Consider the following 19527-nt stretch of genomic DNA (forward strand, 5'->3'; position numbering starts at 1 on the left):
AGGAAACAATCGCGCGACGTGCTGAATCTACGAAGCAGGAACCCATTTTTCGCGCATCGTAACCAACTCTTCGGCCACCGACGGATGCAACGCTACGGTCGCGTCGAAATCGGCTTTCCGCGCACCGAGCTGCAACGCCACCGCCGCCATCTGCACGATCTCGGCCGCATCCGGCCCGAGCACATGGCAGCCGAGCACGCGATCGGTGTCGCGATCCACCACGAGCTTCATCAGCATCCGCTCGGCGCGTCCCGAAACGGTATTGCGCAGCGGCCTGAAGCGCGCCTTGTAGATATCGAGCGTATGCCCCAGCGCCCGCGCAGCCTCCTCCGAAAGCCCGACGGTCGCAAGCTCGGGCGTCGTGAACACCGCCGTCGGCACCTGCGAATGATCGACCTGCACCCGCTTGTTGCCGAACACGCTGTCGGCAAAAGCGTGGCCTTCGCGGATCGCGACTGGCGTGAGGTTCACCCGGTCCGTCACGTCGCCGACTGCGAAAATCCCCGGCGCCGTCGTCTGCGAGAAGCTGTCGACGATGATCTCGCCCTTGGCGCCTGTGCGCACGCCCGCCGTTTCGAGCCCGAGACCGTGCGTCGCCGGTTCCCGCCCGATCGCCGACAACACGAGGTCCGTTTCGAGCGAACCGCCACCACGCAGCGCCACGTGAAAACTGTCGCCGTCCCGCGCGACCCCGGTAAGGGCCTCGTTCATCACAAGCTTGATGCCGCGTTGAGCCAGCGCCTCCATCAGTGCATCGCGCAGATCCTCGTCGAACCCGCGCAGAACTTTATCGCGCCGATGGATCAGCGTCGTCTCGACACCGAGCCCCGCGAAGATCGACGCGAACTCGACCGCGATATAGCCGCCGCCACAAACCAGGATGCGCCGCGGCAGCTTTTCGAGTTCGAACGCCTCGTTGGAGGTAATGATGTGGGCCGCGCCCGGAATATCGCCATACCGGGACGGTCGCCCGCCGGTCGCGATCAGGATCGTGCGCGCGGTCACGCGCCGGCCATCGGCGAGCTTCACCGCCCCCGCCCCGTCGATCACCGCGCGCGTATCGAGCGTCGTCACGCCCTTGGCTTTGAGATTGCCCTCGTAAACCTGTGAGATCCGGAGGATCTCGCGATCCTTGTTGGCCTTGAGGGTGGCCCAATCGAACGACACGTCGCCGGCCGTCCAACCGAACCCGCGTGCATCCTCGAACTCGTCACCGAAGCGCGACGCGTAGACGAAAAGCTTCTTCGGCACGCACCCGCGAATGACGCACGTGCCGCCGTAGCGATCCTCCTCGGCGAGCGCCACCTTGGCGCCGTAGCCGGCCGCGATACGGGCCGCGCGAACACCGCCGGACCCGCCGCCGATGACGAAAAGATCGTAGTCCGTCGCTGTCATGATGAGAGGCTCGCGCGTGCTGAAACGTAAACCGGCGACACCCTGGAGGAACTGCGCCGCCCGCGCAACCGCTTCGGCGCGGAAAGCTGGCCGGGATCAGCCTAGACGGCTTCTTCCTGGTTTTCGCCGTAGCTGGCTTCGATCACCGACACGCCCTCCGGGCCGCCGATGATGGCCGCGTCCGCGATCCCGAGAAACAGTCCGTTCTCCACCACGCCGGGAATGAACTTCAGCGCTTCGTCGAGGGATTCCGGATCGTCGAGCCGCCCGAAGGCGCAATCGAAGATGTAGTTGCCGCCGTCGGTCACGAACGGCTCGCCATCGCGGCCGATCCTCAGCTTGATCTCGCCATGGCAGCCGGCATCCGCGGCCAGCATTTCGATCATGTTGCGCGTCGCCGTCACCCCGAAGCGTACGACCTCGACCGGCAACGGAAATGCACCGAGCTTGTCGACCCGCTTCGAAACGTCGGTGATCACGATCATGCGGTCGGAGGCCGTCGCGACGATCTTTTCCCGCAGCAGTGCGCCGCCGCCACCCTTGATCAACCGAAGCTCGCCGTCGAGTTCGTCCGCCCCGTCGATCGTGAGATCGAGCAGCGGCGTCTCGTCCAGCGTCGTAAGAGGGATGCCGAACTTGGCGGCCTTGAGGCGGGTATCTTCGGAGGTCGGCACGCAGAGCACGCTGAGCCCCTTGCGAACCTCCTCGCCCAACAGCTCGACGAACAAGGAAGCGGTCGAGCCGGTCCCGAGCCCGAGACGCATCTTGGGCTCTACGAAACCGAGCGCGCGCCGCGCCGCGGCCAGCTTGAAGCTATCAACCGACATTCCATGTCCTTCCAAATATCCTTTGTCTGCCAGCCGTTCGGCCCGAGAGCAAGCTTCAATGGACAAGAAAGTGTGGCCGTAGGGAACCTTCCGCAATCCCGATGCGGCAGGCGGCAGCCTTGCGAGCGTCAAGGGAAGCGCATAAACGAGGGCCATGCAGAATGCGACACTCGTTTTCGACCTCGACGGCACCCTTGTCGATACCGCCCCCGACCTGGTCGCCGCCACCAATCACGCGCTGGCAGCCCTGGGCCTGCCGCTCGTCCCTGCCGAAACGCTGCGCCAGGCCATCGGGTTCGGCGCGCGGCGCATGATCGTCGATGGTCTCCGGCACACCGGCGTCACGCTGTCCGAGCCGGACATCGACAGCCTGCTGGTCCGCTTCCTCGATTACTACGAGCCCAACCTCGCCCGCGAAAGCCGCCCCTTCGACGGGGCGATCGTGGTGCTCGAGCGCCTGCGCGCGAAAGGCGCTCGCCTTGCCGTCTGCACCAACAAGCGCCTCAACTTGGCCGAGCGCCTTCTGAAGGAGCTTGAAATCGACGGCCTGTTCGTCGCCGTCGCCGGGCGCGACAGCTTCCCGGTCCACAAGCCCCACCCCGATCATCTGACGGGCACAGTACGCATGGCGGGCGGCGACCTCGCAACGTCACTGATGATCGGCGACACCGGGATCGACATCGCGGCCGCACGCGCCGCCGGCATCCCCGTCATCGGTTGCACGTTCGGTTATTCGGAAGCCCCGATCGACACCCTGGCCCCGGACGCCGTGATCTCCCACTACTCGGAGCTGGAAGCCGCCGCAGCAACGCTGCTCGCGAAGTCGCAAGCCGTTTCCTGAACGAAAAAGCCCCCGGCGAGGTACCTCGCCGGGGCTCCATTTGTATTTGCCTGTGACGTGCTTTCTTACGCCGCGCGAACCGTGCCGAGGAATTTCTCGACCTCGCGATGCAGGTTCTGGCTTTCGCCTGCCAGCTGCTTTGCCGACGACAGCACCTGCGACGACGCCGATCCTGTCTGAGCCGCACCCGCGCTCACGTCGGTGATGCTGCTGGCCACTTCCGAAGTTCCCTTCGCCGCTTCCATCACGTTGCGGCTGATCTCCTTGGTGGTAGCGTTCTGCTCCTCCACGGCCGCAGCGATGGCACCTGAGATCTCCGAGATCTTGTTGATGGTGGTCGTGATCTCGCGGATCGCGATGACCGCTTCGCCGGTCGCCGACTGCATGCCTGCAATCTGCGACCCGATTTCGTGGGTCGCCTTGGAGGTCTGCGCCGCAAGCGCCTTGACCTCTTGTGCAACCACAGCGAAGCCCTTGCCCGCCTCGCCCGCGCGCGCCGCCTCGATGGTGGCGTTGAGAGCGAGCAGGTTGGTTTGGCCGGCAATGTTGCTGATCAGACTGACCACGTCGCCGATACGGTCTGCAGAGTGCGACAGCGCATTGACCTGATCGTTGGTGCGTGCGGCCTGGCCAACGGCCTGGCTCGCGATCACGCTGCTTTCCTGAACCTGCCGACTGATTTCGGTAACGGTCGCCGCAAGCTGCTCCGAAGCAGCCGCAACACCGTCCACGTTTGCCGACGTCTGCTCAGAAGCGGCCGCTGCGCCACTCGAGAGCTGCTGGGTCGTCTCCGCCGTCCGCGTCAGCGAGCTTGCAGCGAATTCGAGCTGGCTCGCCGTCGAGGATACCGTCTCGACGATGCCGCCAACCGCCCGCTGGAACGCGTCGGCAAGACGGCGCATCTCGACCTTGCGCTCGGCAGCGAGTGCCTCCTCACGCTCGGCCTTCTCGCTGGCTTCGCGACGTGCCTTGTCTTGCAGGCTGTCGCGCACCCGCATCACGGCCTTGCCGATATCGCCGACCTCGTCGGTACGCTCGGCGCCAGGAATGGGAGCTTCGAGGTCGCCTTCCGCCATGCGGTCGAACGAACGCGCAAGCGTCATCAAAGGCTTGCCGACAAGCACGCTGAGGGCCGCAAACAGAAGCCCGGCGGCGATCAGAACGCAAACTGCCGACAGCGCATACATCGTCGTGCGCGTCTCGTTCACAGTAGCTTCGAGCGTAGCGACCGGAACCGCGACCACGAGGGCCCAGGAATCCTGCGTAGCGCCCGCCGCGATCGGCGTCGCGAGATAGCGCCACGCCTGACCATCGGCGCCAACTCCGTCGACGGATACGACCGCCTTGGTATCGATTGCCTGCTTGGCGGCCGCAGCCGACGGAGCGTCCTTGTCGGCGAGCGGCTTGCCGATAGCGGCATCATCGGGATGCGCGACGGCGACGCCGGCCTGGGATACGAGCGCCACAAACCCGGTCTCGAACGGCTTGATCTGGTGAAGCGCCGCGTTGAGGCTTCCGAGGCTGATGTCCACGCCACCCACGCCGATCGTCTTTCCGTCGAGCACGATAGGCACGCTGAACGACGAGATAAGCGTCTCTTTTCCGGCAATCGGATAAAGATAAGGCTCGATCGCAACCGCGCGATTGAGTTTCATCGGGCTGAGATAGTATTCGCCGGCACCCGGCTTGTCGTAATCGACGAGAACTTCCCGAACGAGCTTGTCTGCGGGGCGGTTCCAATACGGCAAATAACGGCCCGTCGCATCGTGACCGGCAGCATTTACGAATTCGGAATCTTTTCCGTCAAGCGCGTTAGGCTCCCAGCCCGTCCACACGCCGAGCAGATCGGCATTCTTTTCAAGAAGGCTTTTCAGAACTTCGTCGAAAACCGCGCGATCGCCCATACCCTTGGATTTGAGCGCGGCGCTGACCGTCGAGATATCCTGCGCAACGCGCGCTGCGAGGTCCAGCCGCTTGCTCGCGTCGAGGGCCTGGTTGTAGGAGATATTATTCTGGATTTCTTTGTTCTGCCTGTCGATCACCTCGCCCGCATTACGCGCGAGAAAATAGGTGCCGACTCCAAAAACCGTGGCGATGGCCGCACCGGCGACGAGAGCGATTTTCGTGGAGAGCGAATTGAAGCGCATGACGGAGACCCCGAACAGAAATGGGTAGAATTTTGTCATGACTAATAAGAGGGAAAATGCTTAAAAAATAGACAGCGTATTTTTCGCTTGATGTAATTTATTTGAATGAAAATGAAATACGTCAGACGGCAAATTATTTTGAATCTCCCCTGAGAATGTTTTCAATACACCTTTCTCAAGACATGTTTTGTCGGCAACTTTCCCAAGCGCATTTGCAATGGTCCGCAAATGGCCGCAGCAGCTCAAGTCCCGAACCCCGGACGCAGCGAAGCCCTGCCCGGCGGCATGCCGCGGCGCCGGCATCCCGATGAGTCACGGCCTGCGCCGCCACGAAGCCACAAAATTACCCGATGGCACCCCTAGGACGGACGGCGCCGAGGAACATGGCCAAGCCCCGAGTGGGCGACGCACCAAAACAACGCCAAAGGACAACGACATGCTGAAATCGTTCATCGCAGCCCTCGCCATCGCGGGCGCCCTGGCCACCTCCTCATTCGCCGCGGATGCACCGAAGGACTCCGACGAATGTCTGAAGAAGGCCATCGACTTGGCCGAATCCGCCGAGGAGAAGAAGCTGCCCGACGACAAGCTCGCCAAGATCGAGGATCTTTTGACCAAGCTCGAAGGCCATTGCGAGAACAAGCAGTTCCCGGAAGCAGCCAGCGTCTCGACCGAGATCGAGGGCGTCATCACCGGCAAGTAGCCCGGCGTGCGGAACCGCCGCGAGCGGCCGACAAAAAGCTAACAAATTCAAGAGAGCGGCCCCAGCGCCGCTCTCTTCTGATTCCAAGATCCCGGGGCCCATGAGACGGTAGGTCGTTTGACAGGCGACCGTTCCTCTCCCATGTTCCCGGCGCTGACCGTGATCGCGTCGCCCCGACAATCTGGGCATGAATCATGATCTAAATGAATGTCCTGGAGCGCGATTCGGCGGTTGATTCACTCAATCAAAAGCCATCGCACTCTAATTTCGCCCACTGAACCGTCCCGCGCAACCCGCGTTCGGGACAACCTGAGGTGGATATCGGCGTTCGTGCCGGATCCCGGAACGTTCAAGGCCCACATATATGAACGTCGTTATCGTGGAATCGGCCGCAAAGGCCAAAACCATCAACAAGTACCTCGGCAGCAACTATAAAGTGCTGGCGTCGTTCGGCCACGTTCGCGATCTGCCGTCGAAGGACGGCTCCGTTGCCCCCGACAAAGACTTCGAGATGACTTGGGAGATCGACAGCGGCTCCCAGAAGATCCTGCGTGAGATCACCGAAGCGGTAAAGAACGCCGACAAGCTCATTCTCGCGACCGACCCTGATCGCGAGGGAGAAGCCATTTCCTGGCATCTTTTGGAGATCCTTACCCAGAAGAAAGCCATCAAGAAGGGGCTCGCCATCGAGCGCGTCGCCTTCAACGCCGTCACCAAGCAGGCGATCCTCGCCGCCATCGCGGCCCCCCGCCAGATCGACGAGCCGCTGGTGGACGCCTACCTCGCCCGCCGCGCCCTCGATTATCTCGTGGGCTTCACGCTTTCGCCGGTGCTCTGGCGCAAGCTGCCCGGCGCCAAGTCCGCCGGCCGCGTGCAGTCCGTGGCGCTCCGCCTCGTCTGCGATCGCGAGGCCGAGATCGAGGCCTTCAGGACCGACGAGTATTGGAGCATCGAAGCGACCCTCGCGACCAAGGGCAACGAGGAGTTCCCCGCTCGCCTCCAGGCTGTGGAAGGGACCGCGCTCAAAAAGCTCGACATCAAGAACGAGGCTGACGCCTTCGCCATCAAGCGTTCCATCGAGAAGGGCCAGTTCCGCGTCGTCTCGGTCGAAAGCCGCGACGTGAAACGCAACCCTTATGCGCCGTTCGCGACCTCCACCTTGCAGATGGACGCCTCCCGCAAGCTCGGCTTCTCCGCCAAGCAGACCATGCAGGTCGCCCAGCGCCTGTATGAAGGCATCGATGTCGGCGGCGAAACCGTAGGCCTCATCACCTACATGCGAACCGACGGCGTCACCATCATTCCGGAGGCAATCAGCTCGATCCGCGGCCTCATCGCGCGCGACTACTCCCAGCGCTACGTCTGCCCCTTCGTGCGCGAGTACAAGACCAAGGCGAAGAACGCCCAGGAAGCGCACGAAGCCATCCGCCCGACCGACGTCTCGCGCACCCCTCAATCCGTCGCCCGTTATCTCGACAAGGATCAGGCCCGTCTTTACGAGCTGATCTGGAAGCGCGCCGTCGCGAGCCAGATGGCGTCCGCCGAGTTCAAGCAGACGACAGCCGACATCGAGGTCAAGGGCCGCGACGGCAAGACCTACACGCTGCGCGCCACTGGCTCCGTGGTTCAGTTCGACGGCTTCCTCAAGGTCTATGACGAAGGCCGTGACGATCGCGTCCGCACGCTCGAGAAGGGCAAGGACGACACCTCCGACGACGAGGATACCAGCCGCCGCCTGCCGTCGCTTGCGGCCGGCGATGCCGTTTCCGATCGCGCCATCGAAGCCGAGCAGCACTTCACGCAGCCGCCGCCGCGCTATTCGGAAGCCACCCTCGTCAAGAAGATGGAAGAGCTCGGCATCGGTCGTCCCTCCACCTACGCCTCGACGCTCGCCGTTCTCCAGGAGCGCGACTACGTCAAGATCGACAAGAAGCGCCTGATCCCCGAGGACAAGGGCCGCCTCGTCATCGCCTTCCTCGAAAGCTTTTTCCGCAAGTACGTCGAATTCGATTTCACCGCCGCTCTCGAAGAGAAGCTCGATCTCATTTCATCCGGCGAGATGGAGTACAAAGAGGTGCTGCGCGATTTCTGGCGGGATTTCACCGGCGCCATCGACGGCATCAAGGATCTGCGCGTCGGCGATGTGCTCGAAGCGCTGAACGAGATGCTTGGCCCGCATATCTTCCCGGCAAAGGAAGACGGATCGGATCCGCGCGCCTGCCCCAAGTGCGGCACCGGCCGCCTCTCGCTGAAGATCTCCGGTAAGAACGGCGCCTTCATCGGCTGCGGCAACTACCCGGACTGCAAGTACACCCGCCAGCTCACCGGCGAAGCGACCGGCGCGGGCGGCGATCGCGAGCTTGGCTTCGATCCCGACACCGGCCTGCCGGTGCTGGTCAAGAGCGGCCGCTTCGGTCCCTACCTGCAGCTCGGCGAGGGCGAAGGCGACGAGAAGCCGAAGCGCTCGTCGATTCCCAAGGGCATCGACGCCGCCACCATCGATTTCGAAAAGGCCATGCAGCTGCTTTCGCTTCCGCGCGAGGTCGGCATTCATCCCGAAACCGGCACGCCGATCACCGCCGGCCTCGGCCGCTATGGTCCGTTCATCCTGCATGACGGCACCTACGCCAACGTCGACAGCATCGAGGACGTCTTCACGATCGGCCTCAACCGCGCCGTCACCGTGCTCGCCGAGAAGCGGGCCGGCAAGGCTGGCGGCCGCTTCGGCCGCGCCGCGGTGAAGACCGTGCTGAAGGATCTCGGCGAGCATCCGGGCGGCGACGGCAAGATCCAGGTTTTGGACGGCAAGTACGGCCCGTATGTGAGCTGGAACAAAGTCAACGCCACCGTGCCGAAGGGCATGGAACCGGCGACGCTCACCATCGACGACGCCGTGCGTCTCCTCCAGGAGCGCATCGCCAAGGGCGGCGGCAAGAAACCCGCGAAAAAGGCGGCGGCCAAACCCAAAGCGAAGTCCAAGTCTGACGACGGCGAGGACGACGCAAAGCCCGCGAAGGCCGCGGCAAAAGCCAAGCCGAAATCCGCAGCGAGCAAGAAGCCCGCTGCAAAATCGAAGAAAGGCGCAGCCAAGGTCGACGCGGAAGGCTAAGCTGCACCACGGAATGTGCATCTGCGGTTTCTGTTGGTCCTGCCGCGCCGGTAGATTAGGAAGAAAAAGGCAAGCCAACGTCATGACCGCCGGCGCATGGGCCAAGATATCGCAACGCTGATCCTTGGCGCCGCGCTCTCCCTGGGCGCCGCTGCCGGCATCGTTTATCTTCTGACGCGCCTCCTCGCTCCGGCCGAACGGCGCCGGCGCGCAAACGTAAGGCGCGCCTGCCACTCACGGATGGCGGCCCGCGGCCGCGCCGCCAAGCTGCCGCGCACATGGGCGAGCGACGGCCTCTCCGGCTACGAGCGCCGCGAGCTTGCGGGTTATCGCCAAGTGCTGAAAACGACGCTCATCGTGTTCGCCGCCAACTACGCCGTTCTTGCGCTGCTGATGGGCAACTGGGCGGAGATGGCGGGCTATTTCGCGGCAGCGGCGATCATTCTGGCGATCATCCTCGCTGCGATCTTCTTTAATCAACGCCGCCGCGTGCGCCAATGGATGGCGTCTGCGGCCATCCTGCCGCGGGAGGCCTTCAACATTATCGCCAACGATCACGGCCTGTTCATCCCCGTCACCACCCGCACGCTGCAGGCCCCGTGGGCGGATTGGCTCATCGTGGGGCTAGACGTCGACGAGCCGAAAGACGCCGAGAGCGTCTGCACCCGCATGCTACTGTCAACGCGAGAGGAGCCGGCGACGGTCGTCCCGCTTATCGCCTCCACGATCGAGAACGGCACCGGGCTGCTCGATGTCATCGCGGCCCGCGTCGCGCTGTCGGAAACACCCGTTGCCATGCACCCCGCAGAGAGCCACTAAGCCATGGGCAAGAAACCGAAAGCGAAGCGGCCGCCGGCCAAGGGAGCGAGAAAAGGCTTCCGCATGAAGTCCGCGCCGCGCCGAGGGAGAGACGACGCGCTCCCCTCCCGCGAGGAAATCCTGAAATTCCTGCGTGAAAGCGACGGCACCGCCGGCAAGCGCGAGATCGCACGCGCCTTCAACATCAAGGGCGACGCGCGCGTTGCCCTGAAGCGTCTGCTGTCCGAGATGGCCGAGGAAGGCTCGCTCTCGGGCTCGCGGAAAGATCTGCGCGAGGCCGGCAAGCTGCCGCCCGTCACCGTGCTCGAGGTTACAGGCCGCGACAACGACGGCGACCTCATTGCGCATCCGGCCGTCTGGAGCGCCGACGACGGCGAAGCACCCAGCATCCTCGTCCTCACCCACCGCGCCCGCGGCGAAGAGCGCGACGCCGCAATCGGTGTCGGCGACCGTATCCTCGCCCGCATCACCCGCCTTGAAGAGCCGGACGTCGAAGGCCATCGCTACGAGGCCGAAGCCATCAAAGTGCTCCCGCGCGACAAGCGGCGCATGCTCGGCATCTATCGCGCCCGCAGCGGTGGCGGCGGAACCATCGAGCCCGTCGATCGCCGCGAGCTTCGCGCCTGGCAGGTCCGCACCGGCAACGACGGCAACGCCAAGGACGGCGACCTCGTCCGCTTCGATCTCTCGGCCCGCAATCGCCAGTCGGTTTCCGAAGCCCGCGTGCTCGAAAGCCTCGGCAACCCGCATGATCAGCGCAAGATCAGCCTTATTGCCGTCCACGCACACGGCATCCCGGACGACTTCCCCGCGCCCGTCGTCGCGGAAAGCGAGGCGCTCGAACCGTACGCATTCAACTCCGATGATGGCCGCACCGACCTGCGCGCCATTCCCCTGCTGACCATCGACCCCATCGACGCCCGCGACCACGACGACGCCGTCTTCGCCGAACCCGATACCGATCCGAGAAACAGCGGCGGCTTCATCGTCATCGTCGCCATCGCCGACGTCGCCCATTACGTGCGCTCGGGTAGCCGCCTCGACAAGGAAGCCCAGCTCCGCGGCAACTCGGTCTACTTCCCCGATCGCGTCGTCCCGATGCTGCCCGAACGCATCTCGAACAATCTCTGCTCGCTGCGTGAAGGCGAAGAACGCCCCTGCCTCGCCGTGCGCATGATTTTCAATGCCGCCGGCGAAAAGCGCCGCCACGCGTTCATGCGCGCCGTGATGAGAAGCCCGGCCAAGCTCAGCTATCAGGAAGCCCAGGCTGCCATCGACGGCAACGTCAGCGAAAAGTGCGCTCCGTTGATGAACCACGCGCTCCGTCCGCTCTGGCAGGCTTATGCCGCTCTCTCACGCGCCCGCGACGTGCGCCAGCCGCTCGATCTCGATCTGCCGGAACGCAAGATCCTGCTCGACAAGGAAGGGCGCGTCGACCGCGTCGTCGTTCCCGAACGCCTCGACGCGCACCGGCTGATCGAAGAGTTCATGATCCAGGCCAACGTCGCCGCTGCCGAAACGCTGGAGCAGTCGAAGACGCCCCTCGTCTACCGAACCCACGACGAGCCGTCGAAGGAGAAGCTCAAGGCGCTGCGCGATTTCCTCGAAACCTTGGATTTCAAGTTGCCCGCGAGCACGGGCCTCAGGCCCGAGGCCTTCAACAAGATCCTGGCGCGCGCCAAGACGCTGCCGGTGCCCGAGCTCGTCAACGAAGTCATCTTGCGTTCGCAAGCTCAGGCCGAATACACGCCCGGCAACATCGGCCACTTCGGACTGAACCTCGCGAAGTACGCGCACTTCACCTCGCCGATCCGGCGCTATGCCGATCTCATCGTGCATCGCGCGTTGATCCGCGCCTTGAAGCTCGGCGCAGGCGGCCTCGAGGATCAGGAGGCTCTGCGCCTCACCGACACCGCGAAGGAGATTTCCGACGCCGAGCGCCGCGCCATGGCCGCCGAGCGCGAGACGACGGATCGGCTGATCGCGGCCCACCTCGCGGATCGCCTCAGCGCAACGTTCGAAGGCCGCATCGCCGGCGTCACGCGTTCGGGGCTATTCGTGAAGCTCAAGGAAACCGGCGCCGACGGCTTCATCCCGGTCTCGACGCTCGGACAGGATTTCTACACCTACATCGAGGAAGCCCACGCGCTCTCGGGCAGCCGCACCGGCGAGACTTACCAGCTCGGCGATGCCGTGACCGTCCGCCTGGTCGAGGCGATCCCGACCGCGGGCGCGCTTCGCTTCGAGATGCTGACGCCGGGCAAGAAGGGCAGCTTCGCTCACCTCAAGGGCGCCCACAAATTCCGCCGCCGCCCCGGCCGGCGCCGATAACCAAACGCCACGAACAAAGCGCCCCGGGATCATGCCACGTTGAGCCGGCACCCGATCGCGCTTAAGTCCAGAAGCAGCACCGGGCCCCATCAGCGAGGCCCTCGCCCCGATCCGAGGAGATCGCGCCATGATCGAAATCGAAACCGCGCCACGACGCGAGGTACCGGCTGCGATCCTGAACGGCCTCAAGCAGAAGTGCCCAGCCTGCGGCCGCGGCGCGCTCTATAAAAAGTACCTGAAGGTCGCCGACCTTTGCCCCGCCTGCGGCGAGGAACTGCATCATCAGCGCGCCGATGACGCCCCACCCTATTTCACCATGGTCATCGTGGCTCACGTCGTTGTTGCCGGCGTCCTCTTGCTCGAGCAGGCTTATGCGCCACCGAGCTGGGTTCACCTCACGATCTGGCTGCCCATGGTCGTGATCATGAGCCTATGGCTGCTGCCACGCGTAAAGGGCGCCCTGATTGGCCTGCAATGGGCGCTCCGGATGCACGGCTTCGGGGGGATGGCTGATGAGCCACCGCCCCTCGATCCGCCCCAGTCGTGATCGACGGCAGAAGCAAGACAATGACTTCAGCAAAAGCATCGCCCCTGAGGCAAGAGCGCAGCGAAGCAGCGTCATCCGCCGAGCGCGCGTCGCAACCTGCGCGCCGACCACGCGACGCCGCCACTCTCGTCATCGTCGACAGCACGTCTCCGGCGCCGCGCATCCTGATGGGGCGCCGCCGGCCAGACCAAGTGTTTCTTCCGAACACGTTCGTTTTTCCCGGCGGCCGCGTCGAAGCAGCCGACCGTGCAATCGCGCGCCATCACACGCTTGCCCCCATCGATAGCGAATGCCTGAAGATCGCCATGCGCGGCCGCGCGTCCAACACGCGCGCCGCTGCTCTTGCACTCGCCGCCATCCGCGAGACCTATGAGGAAACCGGCATCGTCGTCGGCGAAACGGCGCGCGACGAACGCGGCGATCATCCCGGCGGCTGGCAGGCGTTTCGTGCCGAAGGTTTTCAGCCCAGGCTTGAAAGGCTCGCCTTCTTCGCGCGCGCCATCACGCCGCCCGGTCGGCCCCGCCGTTATGACACCCGCTTTTTCCTGGTCGACGCATCCGAAATCGCGCACCGCGCCGCGCACAGCGATGGCGAATTGCTGGACATCGATTGGTTCACGCTCGATCAGGCGCGCGCGTTGAAAGTGCCGTCCATCACACGGCATGTGCTCGACGATGTTGCGACCCTCTTGGCCCGCGAGTCGCACGAGCGCGTGGGCTCCGAGATCCCGTTTTACGTCCATCGCTATGGCCGTTTCGAACGGCAGATATTACCGCGCGTTCACCCTGCGATGGACCCAACCTGAGCGAGCAGGATCGAAACCCACGTTCAATCAAAAAGAGCGAGAAAAAGTCGCTCTCAGCTTGACACCAAAGGCGCGCTCAGTATGGTGCCCAATCCGAATTCAAGACTGAGATGATCGCTTCTGCCCCAGCGGCCCGAAGTGTGGCTCCTCGGTTAATCCAATCGACACTTTGAGGTCTGAAGACCAATGGCCAAGCAGATTACCCAGAAGATCAAGCTGCTCTCCACCGCGGGCACCGGCTTTTTCTACGTGACCAAGAAGAACCCGCGCACCTCGACCGAGAAGCTCGTGTTCAAGCGCTATGATCCCGTCGTGCGCAAGCACGTCGAGTTCAAGGAAACCAAGATCAAGTAACCATTTTGCCGGCGACGGCCCGGAGCGACACAGCGCACGAAACTCTGCGTATGCGTCCCCGGGTGGTGGTCGGCCCCGAGTTATTTTTTCAAGTGAGTTTTTTTGAGGAACGAAGTCCTCGTTGCGTGGTGAAAACAGCCACGGCCATTACGAAACGCCTCAGCGAAATTGCGAGGCGCATCGATCAAAGATTGCAGGATTCGTAGGCTTGAATTGGTGAGGCCCTCAACCAGGGTCCGTAACCGCTCGGCAGCGGGGTAAGCATTCCGAGATAGCCACGGACCCTGGCCTAGTGACCAGATGGCGTCAAAGAGGGCGTTGACGTATCACCTGGTGTCGTAGTTGGACCAGAAACGGAAACTCTAGGAGGTAACTCCAGCCGTCGCGGACCCACTACAAATTCCCGCTCCATCAGGAGATGCGGCGGACCCGATGGGCCGCGGGAACCTAGCTGACCCGAAATATCGGCAAAAACTATCGGGCAACCGATCCGTTTCAGGTCAATATCGTGTGATCTCCCTCTACTAAGCTCAAGTTTGTCAGAACAGATCGGCGATTGCAAGTTTAGAGCTTGACCATTGCGTGGCAGGCACGCCTCGATCGAGTCGACAGTTAATTTCCCTGAGCACAAATCGAGATAGCAGCCGATGATCCGCAGGCTGCTCATGTTGCGGCCGCGTACGGAACATTCGTGCAAGTGCATCACGAAAAAATTTTATGAAATTTTTTAAAGGGGTTACTCCGTTAGCCTCCTAAGCCGCGGCAGCAACAACCTGGTTCCGACCCTGCCGTTTGGCAACGTACAGCGCGTTGTCCGCGCGCTTGAACAGAGCTTCGGAGGTGTCGTTTTCTCCCTCCCAGGTTGCAAGCCCGACGCTCGCCGTAACCCGGATTTCTTGATTTTGCCCAATTTGGAAGGGCTGAACTGCGACACACTCACGCACCCGTTCACCGACCTGCCAAGCCAATTCCTGATCGGTATCGGGCATGATGATCAGGAATTCCTCGCCTCCAAGGCGGCAGGCGAAGTCCACGCCACGCGTATAGCGCCGGAAGCGCTCGGCGAATTCCTTGAGCACCAGATCGCCCGCGTCGTGGCCGTAGGTGTCGTTCACGTGCTTGAAATGATCGATATCCGCGATCAGCACCGAGAGCGAGCGGCCGCTCCGCTGTGCGTCGGTGATCAGCGTCTTGAGATGGCGCTCCATGTAACGCCGGTTGTGCAGCCCCGTCAGCGGATCCGTAACTGAAAGCTCCACGCTCTCGCGGATCTGATTGCGGAGATAGTCGGAGAAGCGCTTCCGCCGGATCTGCGTCTTGACCCGCGCCAGCAGCTCGTGCCGCTCAACGGGCCGCATCAGATAGTCGTTCACGCCCATATCGAGCCCGCGCAGAAGACGCGCTTCGTCGCCGGGATCCACCATGATCAGGATCGGAAGATGCCGCGTGCGGTCGAGCGAGCGCACCTGCGAGCAGAGCCTCAGCCCGTCGGAATGCTGGAGATTGAGCGCGACGATCAAGAGATCGAACGGCTGATGCGTGAGATGCAGCAGCGCGGCTTGCGGATCGCTTTCGATGTAGGCGTCGTGCGTCTTGGCCAGCGCTGACATCACCCGCGACGAAGAGCGCGGATGATCGTCGACCACCAGTACGCGGCCCGGCCGGTCCATCAGCACGCGTGACAGCGCATCGTCGTCCGAGAGCCCCATTTGCCGGCTCGTCGTGACGCGCATCAGCATTTCGTCATTGAGCATCTTGAGACGCGCGAGACTTTTGACGCGCGTGACGAGCGCGATGTCGTCGACAGGCTTGGTCAGAAAATCGTCGGCGCCGCTATCGAGCCCCTGGATTTTGTCCGACACCTGGTCCAGGGCGGTCACCATCACGATGGGAATGTGCAGCGTTTGCGCAGAGGCCTTGAGCGCGCGGGCAACTTCGAAGCCATCCATGCCCGGCATCATGACATCGAGCAGCACGACATCGACGCGCTCGCGCTGGCAGATATCGAGGGCATCGCGCCCGTTGGTCGCCGTCACAACCTCGAAGTATTCGGCCTCGAGCCGCGCCTGAAGAAGCTTGATATTCGCAAGGATGTCGTCGACGACGAGAACTCTAGCGGTCATGACAGACTCTCAACGCACACAGACACCCGTCCCGCAAACAACGCGCAGGATCAGGCGTCCCCCACAAAACGGCGGACGGTATCGAGAAACACTGCGACCGAGATCGGCTTCGAAACGTAAGCCTCGCACCCCCCGGACCGGATTCTCTCTTCATCGCCCTTCATCGCAAAGGCCGTGACCGCGACGACGGGGATGTCGCGCAGTTCTTCGTCCTCTTTAAGCCACTTGGTCACCTCGAGCCCCGAAACCTCCGGCAGCTGGATGTCCATAAGAATGAGATCTGGCCGGTGCACGCGGGCGAGCGTCAGCGCATCGAGCCCGTTGCGGGTTTGCACGGTGAGATACCCGTAGGCATCGAGCAGATCGTGGAAGAGCTTCATGTTGAGCTCGTTGTCTTCCACGATGAGCACGGTTTTCGCCGCGCGGGAAACGCCCTGCGTCTGGCCCTCGACGGCCATTCTCGTCTCCTGATAGGTCATCGTCGAAGGTCTTTGCTCTGCCCCGCCTTTAACTGCACCGATTCTGGGGGCCATATGGAACCAGTGTGCCTGCCTTAGCTTAAGCAACTGTTGAAACATGGGGATCGAGGATTAATTCGAACTCAAGACCCTGAGAAGAAAAGAAAAAAGGAGGATGCGCCGAAATGGCGACACGCGCCCAGAAACCCACCGCTGAAACCGCGACGACACTGGCTCTCACGGCCCTCGCATTCCTGGCCGAAGACGGCCCCCGCCTGGGCCGTTTCCTGGCCCTGACCGGAATCGACCCCGACCAGCTCCGCGCGGCAGCCGATGCCCCCGAAACGCTGCTGGCCGTGCTCGATTACTTCCTCGGTGACGAGTCTCTTCTGCTTGTATTTACCGCGTCGAACGGAGTTGCCCCGGATACTGTCTTTCCCGCGCGCGTGGCACTTGCCCATTCGGTCGGCATCGAGACCGCCTATGACTGAGCGCGGACACGGCAAGCCCCGTATCGGCATCGACCTCGGCGGCACCAAGATCGAAGGCCGCGTCCTTTCCTCCGCCGGCGACGAGATCGCCCGCAAGCGCATCCTGGCGCCTCAAGGCAACTACGACGAAACGGTTGCGGCCCTGGTCGACATCATACGCGATCTGAGATCGGCATCCGGCAACGAGGCAACCGTCGGCATCGGCATGCCCGGTTCCCTGTCCCCGACGACGGGCCTCGTTCGCAACGCCAACTCGACATGGCTCAACGGCCACCCCTTGCGCGAGGACCTCGAAAACATCCTCGGCCTTCCCCTTCGCATGGCCAACGACGCCAATTGCTTTGCGCTCTCGGAAGCGGTCGACGGAGCGGCAGCCGGCGCGAAGAGCGTATTCGGCGTCATCATCGGCACCGGCTGCGGCGGCGGCATCGTCATCGACGGACACGTGCTCGAAGGTGCCCGCGGCATCGGCGGCGAATGGGGCCATATTCCCCTGCCCTGGTCCGATGCGGAGGAACACCCAGGCCCAACCTGCTGGTGCGGTCGCAAAGGCTGCATGGAGATGTGGGCGTCCGGGACCGGGCTCTCTGCCGACTACAAGACAAGAACCGGCGAGCTGGTATCGGGCCACGAGATCGTCGCGCGGGCCAACCTCGGCGAGCCGGCCGCGCGCACAAGCCTCGACCGCCATGCCTCGCGCCTCGCGCGTGGCCTTGCCAACATCATCAACATCATCGATCCGGAAGTGATCGTACTAGGCGGCGGGCTGTCGAAGCTGCCCCACCTTTACGACGTGCTGCCGCGTCTCGCGGCGCCCTACGTGTTCTCCGACACGGTGAAAATCGACATCCGCCCGCCGAAATGGGGCGATGCCAGCGGCGTGCGCGGCGCGGCGTGGCTCTGGAACGATTGAGCCGCGCCAGCGCTCAACTCACGGCGCCGGTGCCTTGCAGGGCGACGCCTCGAAGTAGGTCAGCTCCTTGAGCTCACCACTGATGGCGAAATCGCCGTGATTGATGCGCAGGCTGCTGGTGACGCCGTTGTCGTGGAACCGGTAGCTCATTTCATAGAGCGGAACCGCATCGCCCGGCCCCTGGTTCGACGCGAAATAGCTGACCGAGATCGGCCACGACGGCACCCGGTCGAGACCGTCCACGCCCTTGGCGAGCGAGAGAACCGGCCCTGCGCCAGGCTTGGTCTGATGCCCGATGGCGGTCGAGGTCGCATAGATCTTGTCGCCGGTCTCCGAACCGTCGAAGAGGTCCGCCGCGAAAATCGTCTGCCCGGCGCGCGCCGCCTGCACGATCGCCATCGAATGCTGGATCGGAAAATAGACGTTGCCGGGAAGCTGTGCTTCCCGCTTCTGGGGACGCACCAGATCGACCTTGGCGGCCCCTGTCCCCTGCGCCCGCTTGGCCATGCCTTGCGTCTGCTCGGCGGGGATGTCGTTTTGGAACGTGCTCGTGCTGAAACGAAGCCGCTTGGCCGGAACTTCCTCCCAGCTCGACGTCCGAAGATCGGTCGTCTGAATCTCGCCCTCCTGGTTGAGGGTCTGGGTCACGAAACGCATGCTCTGGGCATAACCTTCGCAGGCATTTCCACTGAGTTCGTAAACGATGCGCCCGTTGACGCCTGCAACGCCCGATCCCGACTTCGTCGTATCGAGCGAGAGATCGTAGACGGCCCGATGCGGCGCGAACACGACCTCCTTGGGCGAGACCTGAGCCCGCGCTTCCGCAATGGCATACGGCAAGGCCGAGATCGCCGTCAGCCCCATTGCCGCGACGGCCCCGATCGCCAAGCCATTTGCCCGAATGTTCATGCTGCTGATCCTGTTCATCCATACGGCGCCGATCAAGCCGCACCGCATCCATATCCTTGAATCTAGGGTACTGTCAGGCCGTTGCAAAGTCCGTTCGAAGCGGTAACAACAAACCCCGACCATTCTGCGGCCGCCCCGAAAAGAACGTGGGGGGAACGGCCCCAACCGCCTGGAGACCTGAACATGACCGGCACCATCGAGGCCCGCATCGCCGAGCTTGGGCTCACCCTTCCCGCGGCCCCCAATCCGGTCGCCAACTACGTGCCTTTCCTCGTCTCCGGCAACCTGCTCTACATTTCCGGCCAGATCTCGAAGGCCGCGGACGGCTCCATCGTGACGGGCGCGCTCGGCCGCGACGTTGACATCGAGCAAGGCCAGGCCGCCGCGCGGCTCTGCGCCCTCAATATCCTCGCGCAGGCCAAATCCGCGCTCGGCAGCCTCGAGCGCATCGGCCAGGTGCTGAAGCTCACCGGGTTCGTCAACGCCACCGCCGACTTCGCCGACCATCCGAAAGTGGTGAACGGCGCATCGGATCTCATGGTCGACGTGCTGGGTGACAAGGGCCGCCACACGCGCGCCGCCGTCGGCGTTTCGGGCTTGCCGCTGAACTCCGCCGTGGAGGTCGACGCCATCATCGCCATCGCCGGCTGACACCGCAGTGCGCGCCCACCAACACTGTCATCCCAGGCCTTGTGCCTGGGATCCAGACATCCTCACGGCATCGGGTTTGAAGGATCGCGCCTGTCGCCTCGAA

Annotated in this window: 17 protein-coding genes; 11 read left to right on the plus strand and 6 right to left on the minus strand. The window is 63.3% G+C overall.

Annotated elements, in window-relative coordinates:
• Positions 1 to 27: 27 nt before the first annotated feature.
• Entirely contained in the window at positions 28 to 1395 is a 1368-nt protein-coding gene (gene gor / locus RCO24_RS13210) for a glutathione-disulfide reductase (protein WP_308962717.1), read from the minus strand.
• A gap of 101 nt (positions 1396 to 1496) precedes the next feature.
• The gene (gene rpiA / locus RCO24_RS13215; RefSeq protein ID WP_308962719.1) at positions 1497 to 2222 is read right to left on the minus strand and encodes a ribose-5-phosphate isomerase RpiA; all 726 of its coding nucleotides are present in this window, start codon (positions 2220 to 2222) and stop codon (positions 1497 to 1499) included.
• Positions 2223 to 2376: 154 nt separating this feature from the next.
• Here rpiA and RCO24_RS13220 point away from each other — a divergent pair, with 154 nt between their 5' ends.
• Positions 2377 to 3063, plus strand: coding sequence for an HAD family hydrolase (locus RCO24_RS13220; protein ID WP_308962721.1), 687 nt, complete (start codon positions 2377 to 2379; stop codon positions 3061 to 3063).
• A gap of 65 nt (positions 3064 to 3128) precedes the next feature.
• Here RCO24_RS13220 and RCO24_RS13225 read toward each other — a convergent pair whose 3' ends face one another.
• Entirely contained in the window at positions 3129 to 5210 is a 2082-nt protein-coding gene (locus RCO24_RS13225) for a methyl-accepting chemotaxis protein (RefSeq protein WP_308962722.1), read from the minus strand.
• A gap of 436 nt (positions 5211 to 5646) precedes the next feature.
• Here RCO24_RS13225 and RCO24_RS13230 point away from each other — a divergent pair, with 436 nt between their 5' ends.
• The 7 genes from RCO24_RS13230 (at position 5647) to rpmG (ending at position 13879) form a co-directional block, all read left to right on the plus strand.
• Positions 5647 to 5913: a hypothetical protein gene (locus RCO24_RS13230; protein ID WP_308962723.1), complete on the plus strand. Its 267-nt coding sequence runs from the start codon at positions 5647 to 5649 to the stop codon at positions 5911 to 5913.
• A 364-nt stretch (positions 5914 to 6277) separates the two neighbouring features.
• On the plus strand, positions 6278 to 9022 hold the full coding sequence (gene topA, locus RCO24_RS13235) for a type I DNA topoisomerase (RefSeq protein WP_308962724.1): 2745 nt from the start codon (positions 6278 to 6280) through the stop codon (positions 9020 to 9022).
• A 96-nt stretch (positions 9023 to 9118) separates the two neighbouring features.
• Entirely contained in the window at positions 9119 to 9841 is a 723-nt protein-coding gene (locus RCO24_RS13240) for a hypothetical protein (protein WP_308962725.1), read from the plus strand.
• A 3-nt stretch (positions 9842 to 9844) separates the two neighbouring features.
• Positions 9845 to 12172 (plus strand): ribonuclease R, encoded by a 2328-nt coding sequence (rnr, locus tag RCO24_RS13245; RefSeq protein WP_308962726.1) that lies wholly within the window; start codon positions 9845 to 9847, stop codon positions 12170 to 12172.
• Between the two features lie 127 nt (positions 12173 to 12299).
• Positions 12300 to 12719: a DUF983 domain-containing protein gene (locus RCO24_RS13250; RefSeq protein ID WP_308962727.1), complete on the plus strand. Its 420-nt coding sequence runs from the start codon at positions 12300 to 12302 to the stop codon at positions 12717 to 12719.
• A gap of 20 nt (positions 12720 to 12739) precedes the next feature.
• On the plus strand, positions 12740 to 13525 hold the full coding sequence (locus RCO24_RS13255) for an NUDIX hydrolase (protein ID WP_308962729.1): 786 nt from the start codon (positions 12740 to 12742) through the stop codon (positions 13523 to 13525).
• A 186-nt stretch (positions 13526 to 13711) separates the two neighbouring features.
• Positions 13712 to 13879, plus strand: a complete 168-nt coding sequence (gene rpmG / locus RCO24_RS13260; protein ID WP_020087301.1) for a 50S ribosomal protein L33 — start codon at positions 13712 to 13714, stop codon at positions 13877 to 13879.
• Between the two features lie 752 nt (positions 13880 to 14631).
• Here rpmG and RCO24_RS13265 read toward each other — a convergent pair.
• Together RCO24_RS13265 and RCO24_RS13270 are read right to left on the minus strand one after the other, a co-directional pair.
• The gene (locus RCO24_RS13265) at positions 14632 to 16002 is read right to left on the minus strand and encodes a PleD family two-component system response regulator (protein ID WP_308962731.1); all 1371 of its coding nucleotides are present in this window, start codon (positions 16000 to 16002) and stop codon (positions 14632 to 14634) included.
• 50 nt (positions 16003 to 16052) lie between these two features.
• Entirely contained in the window at positions 16053 to 16460 is a 408-nt protein-coding gene (locus tag RCO24_RS13270) for a response regulator (RefSeq protein WP_308962732.1), read from the minus strand.
• Positions 16461 to 16645: 185 nt separating this feature from the next.
• On the opposite strand from RCO24_RS13270, the gene RCO24_RS13275 reads away from it, so the two are divergent.
• Positions 16646 to 16951, plus strand: a complete 306-nt coding sequence (locus tag RCO24_RS13275) for a DUF3572 family protein (RefSeq protein WP_308962733.1) — start codon at positions 16646 to 16648, stop codon at positions 16949 to 16951.
• A complete protein-coding gene (locus RCO24_RS13280; protein WP_308962734.1) occupies positions 16944 to 17864 on the plus strand; it encodes an ROK family protein in 921 nt (306 codons plus the stop codon). The genes RCO24_RS13275 and RCO24_RS13280 overlap by 8 nt, the downstream gene beginning before the upstream one ends.
• An 18-nt stretch (positions 17865 to 17882) precedes the next feature.
• Here the strand turns inward: RCO24_RS13280 and RCO24_RS13285 are convergent, their stop codons facing one another.
• A complete protein-coding gene (locus RCO24_RS13285) occupies positions 17883 to 18773 on the minus strand; it encodes a cell envelope integrity EipB family protein (RefSeq protein WP_308962736.1) in 891 nt (296 codons plus the stop codon).
• Between the two features lie 183 nt (positions 18774 to 18956).
• On the opposite strand from RCO24_RS13285, the gene RCO24_RS13290 reads away from it, so the two are divergent.
• Positions 18957 to 19424 carry a RidA family protein gene (locus RCO24_RS13290; RefSeq protein ID WP_308962738.1) on the plus strand — a complete coding sequence of 156 codons (468 nt, stop codon included), beginning with the start codon at positions 18957 to 18959 and terminating at the stop codon, positions 19422 to 19424.
• The last annotated feature ends 103 nt before the right edge of the window (positions 19425 to 19527 follow it).

It is taken from the genome of Hyphomicrobium sp. LHD-15 (assembly GCF_031157355.1).
Lineage (GTDB): Bacteria > Pseudomonadota > Alphaproteobacteria > Rhizobiales > Hyphomicrobiaceae > Hyphomicrobium_C.

What these genes read in the sequence shown, in the direction of transcription:
- gor (WP_308962717.1), bottom strand. Translation starts at nt 1,395, where the DNA reads ATGACAGCGACGGACTACGATCTTTTCGTCATCGGCGGCGGGTCCGGC.
- rpiA (WP_308962719.1), bottom strand. Translation starts at nt 2,222, where the DNA reads ATGTCGGTTGATAGCTTCAAGCTGGCCGCGGCGCGGCGCGCGCTCGGT.
- RCO24_RS13220 (WP_308962721.1), top strand. Translation starts at nt 2,377, where the DNA reads ATGCAGAATGCGACACTCGTTTTCGACCTCGACGGCACCCTTGTCGAT.
- RCO24_RS13225 (WP_308962722.1), bottom strand. Translation starts at nt 5,210, where the DNA reads ATGCGCTTCAATTCGCTCTCCACGAAAATCGCTCTCGTCGCCGGTGCG.
- RCO24_RS13230 (WP_308962723.1), top strand. Translation starts at nt 5,647, where the DNA reads ATGCTGAAATCGTTCATCGCAGCCCTCGCCATCGCGGGCGCCCTGGCC.
- topA (WP_308962724.1), top strand. Translation starts at nt 6,278, where the DNA reads ATGAACGTCGTTATCGTGGAATCGGCCGCAAAGGCCAAAACCATCAAC.
- RCO24_RS13240 (WP_308962725.1), top strand. Translation starts at nt 9,119, where the DNA reads ATGGGCCAAGATATCGCAACGCTGATCCTTGGCGCCGCGCTCTCCCTG.
- rnr (WP_308962726.1), top strand. Translation starts at nt 9,845, where the DNA reads ATGGGCAAGAAACCGAAAGCGAAGCGGCCGCCGGCCAAGGGAGCGAGA.
- RCO24_RS13250 (WP_308962727.1), top strand. Translation starts at nt 12,300, where the DNA reads ATGATCGAAATCGAAACCGCGCCACGACGCGAGGTACCGGCTGCGATC.
- RCO24_RS13255 (WP_308962729.1), top strand. Translation starts at nt 12,740, where the DNA reads ATGACTTCAGCAAAAGCATCGCCCCTGAGGCAAGAGCGCAGCGAAGCA.
- rpmG (WP_020087301.1), top strand. Translation starts at nt 13,712, where the DNA reads ATGGCCAAGCAGATTACCCAGAAGATCAAGCTGCTCTCCACCGCGGGC.
- RCO24_RS13265 (WP_308962731.1), bottom strand. Translation starts at nt 16,002, where the DNA reads ATGACCGCTAGAGTTCTCGTCGTCGACGACATCCTTGCGAATATCAAG.
- RCO24_RS13270 (WP_308962732.1), bottom strand. Translation starts at nt 16,460, where the DNA reads ATGGCCGTCGAGGGCCAGACGCAGGGCGTTTCCCGCGCGGCGAAAACC.
- RCO24_RS13275 (WP_308962733.1), top strand. Translation starts at nt 16,646, where the DNA reads ATGGCGACACGCGCCCAGAAACCCACCGCTGAAACCGCGACGACACTG.
- RCO24_RS13280 (WP_308962734.1), top strand. Translation starts at nt 16,944, where the DNA reads ATGACTGAGCGCGGACACGGCAAGCCCCGTATCGGCATCGACCTCGGC.
- RCO24_RS13285 (WP_308962736.1), bottom strand. Translation starts at nt 18,773, where the DNA reads ATGAACATTCGGGCAAATGGCTTGGCGATCGGGGCCGTCGCGGCAATG.
- RCO24_RS13290 (WP_308962738.1), top strand. Translation starts at nt 18,957, where the DNA reads ATGACCGGCACCATCGAGGCCCGCATCGCCGAGCTTGGGCTCACCCTT.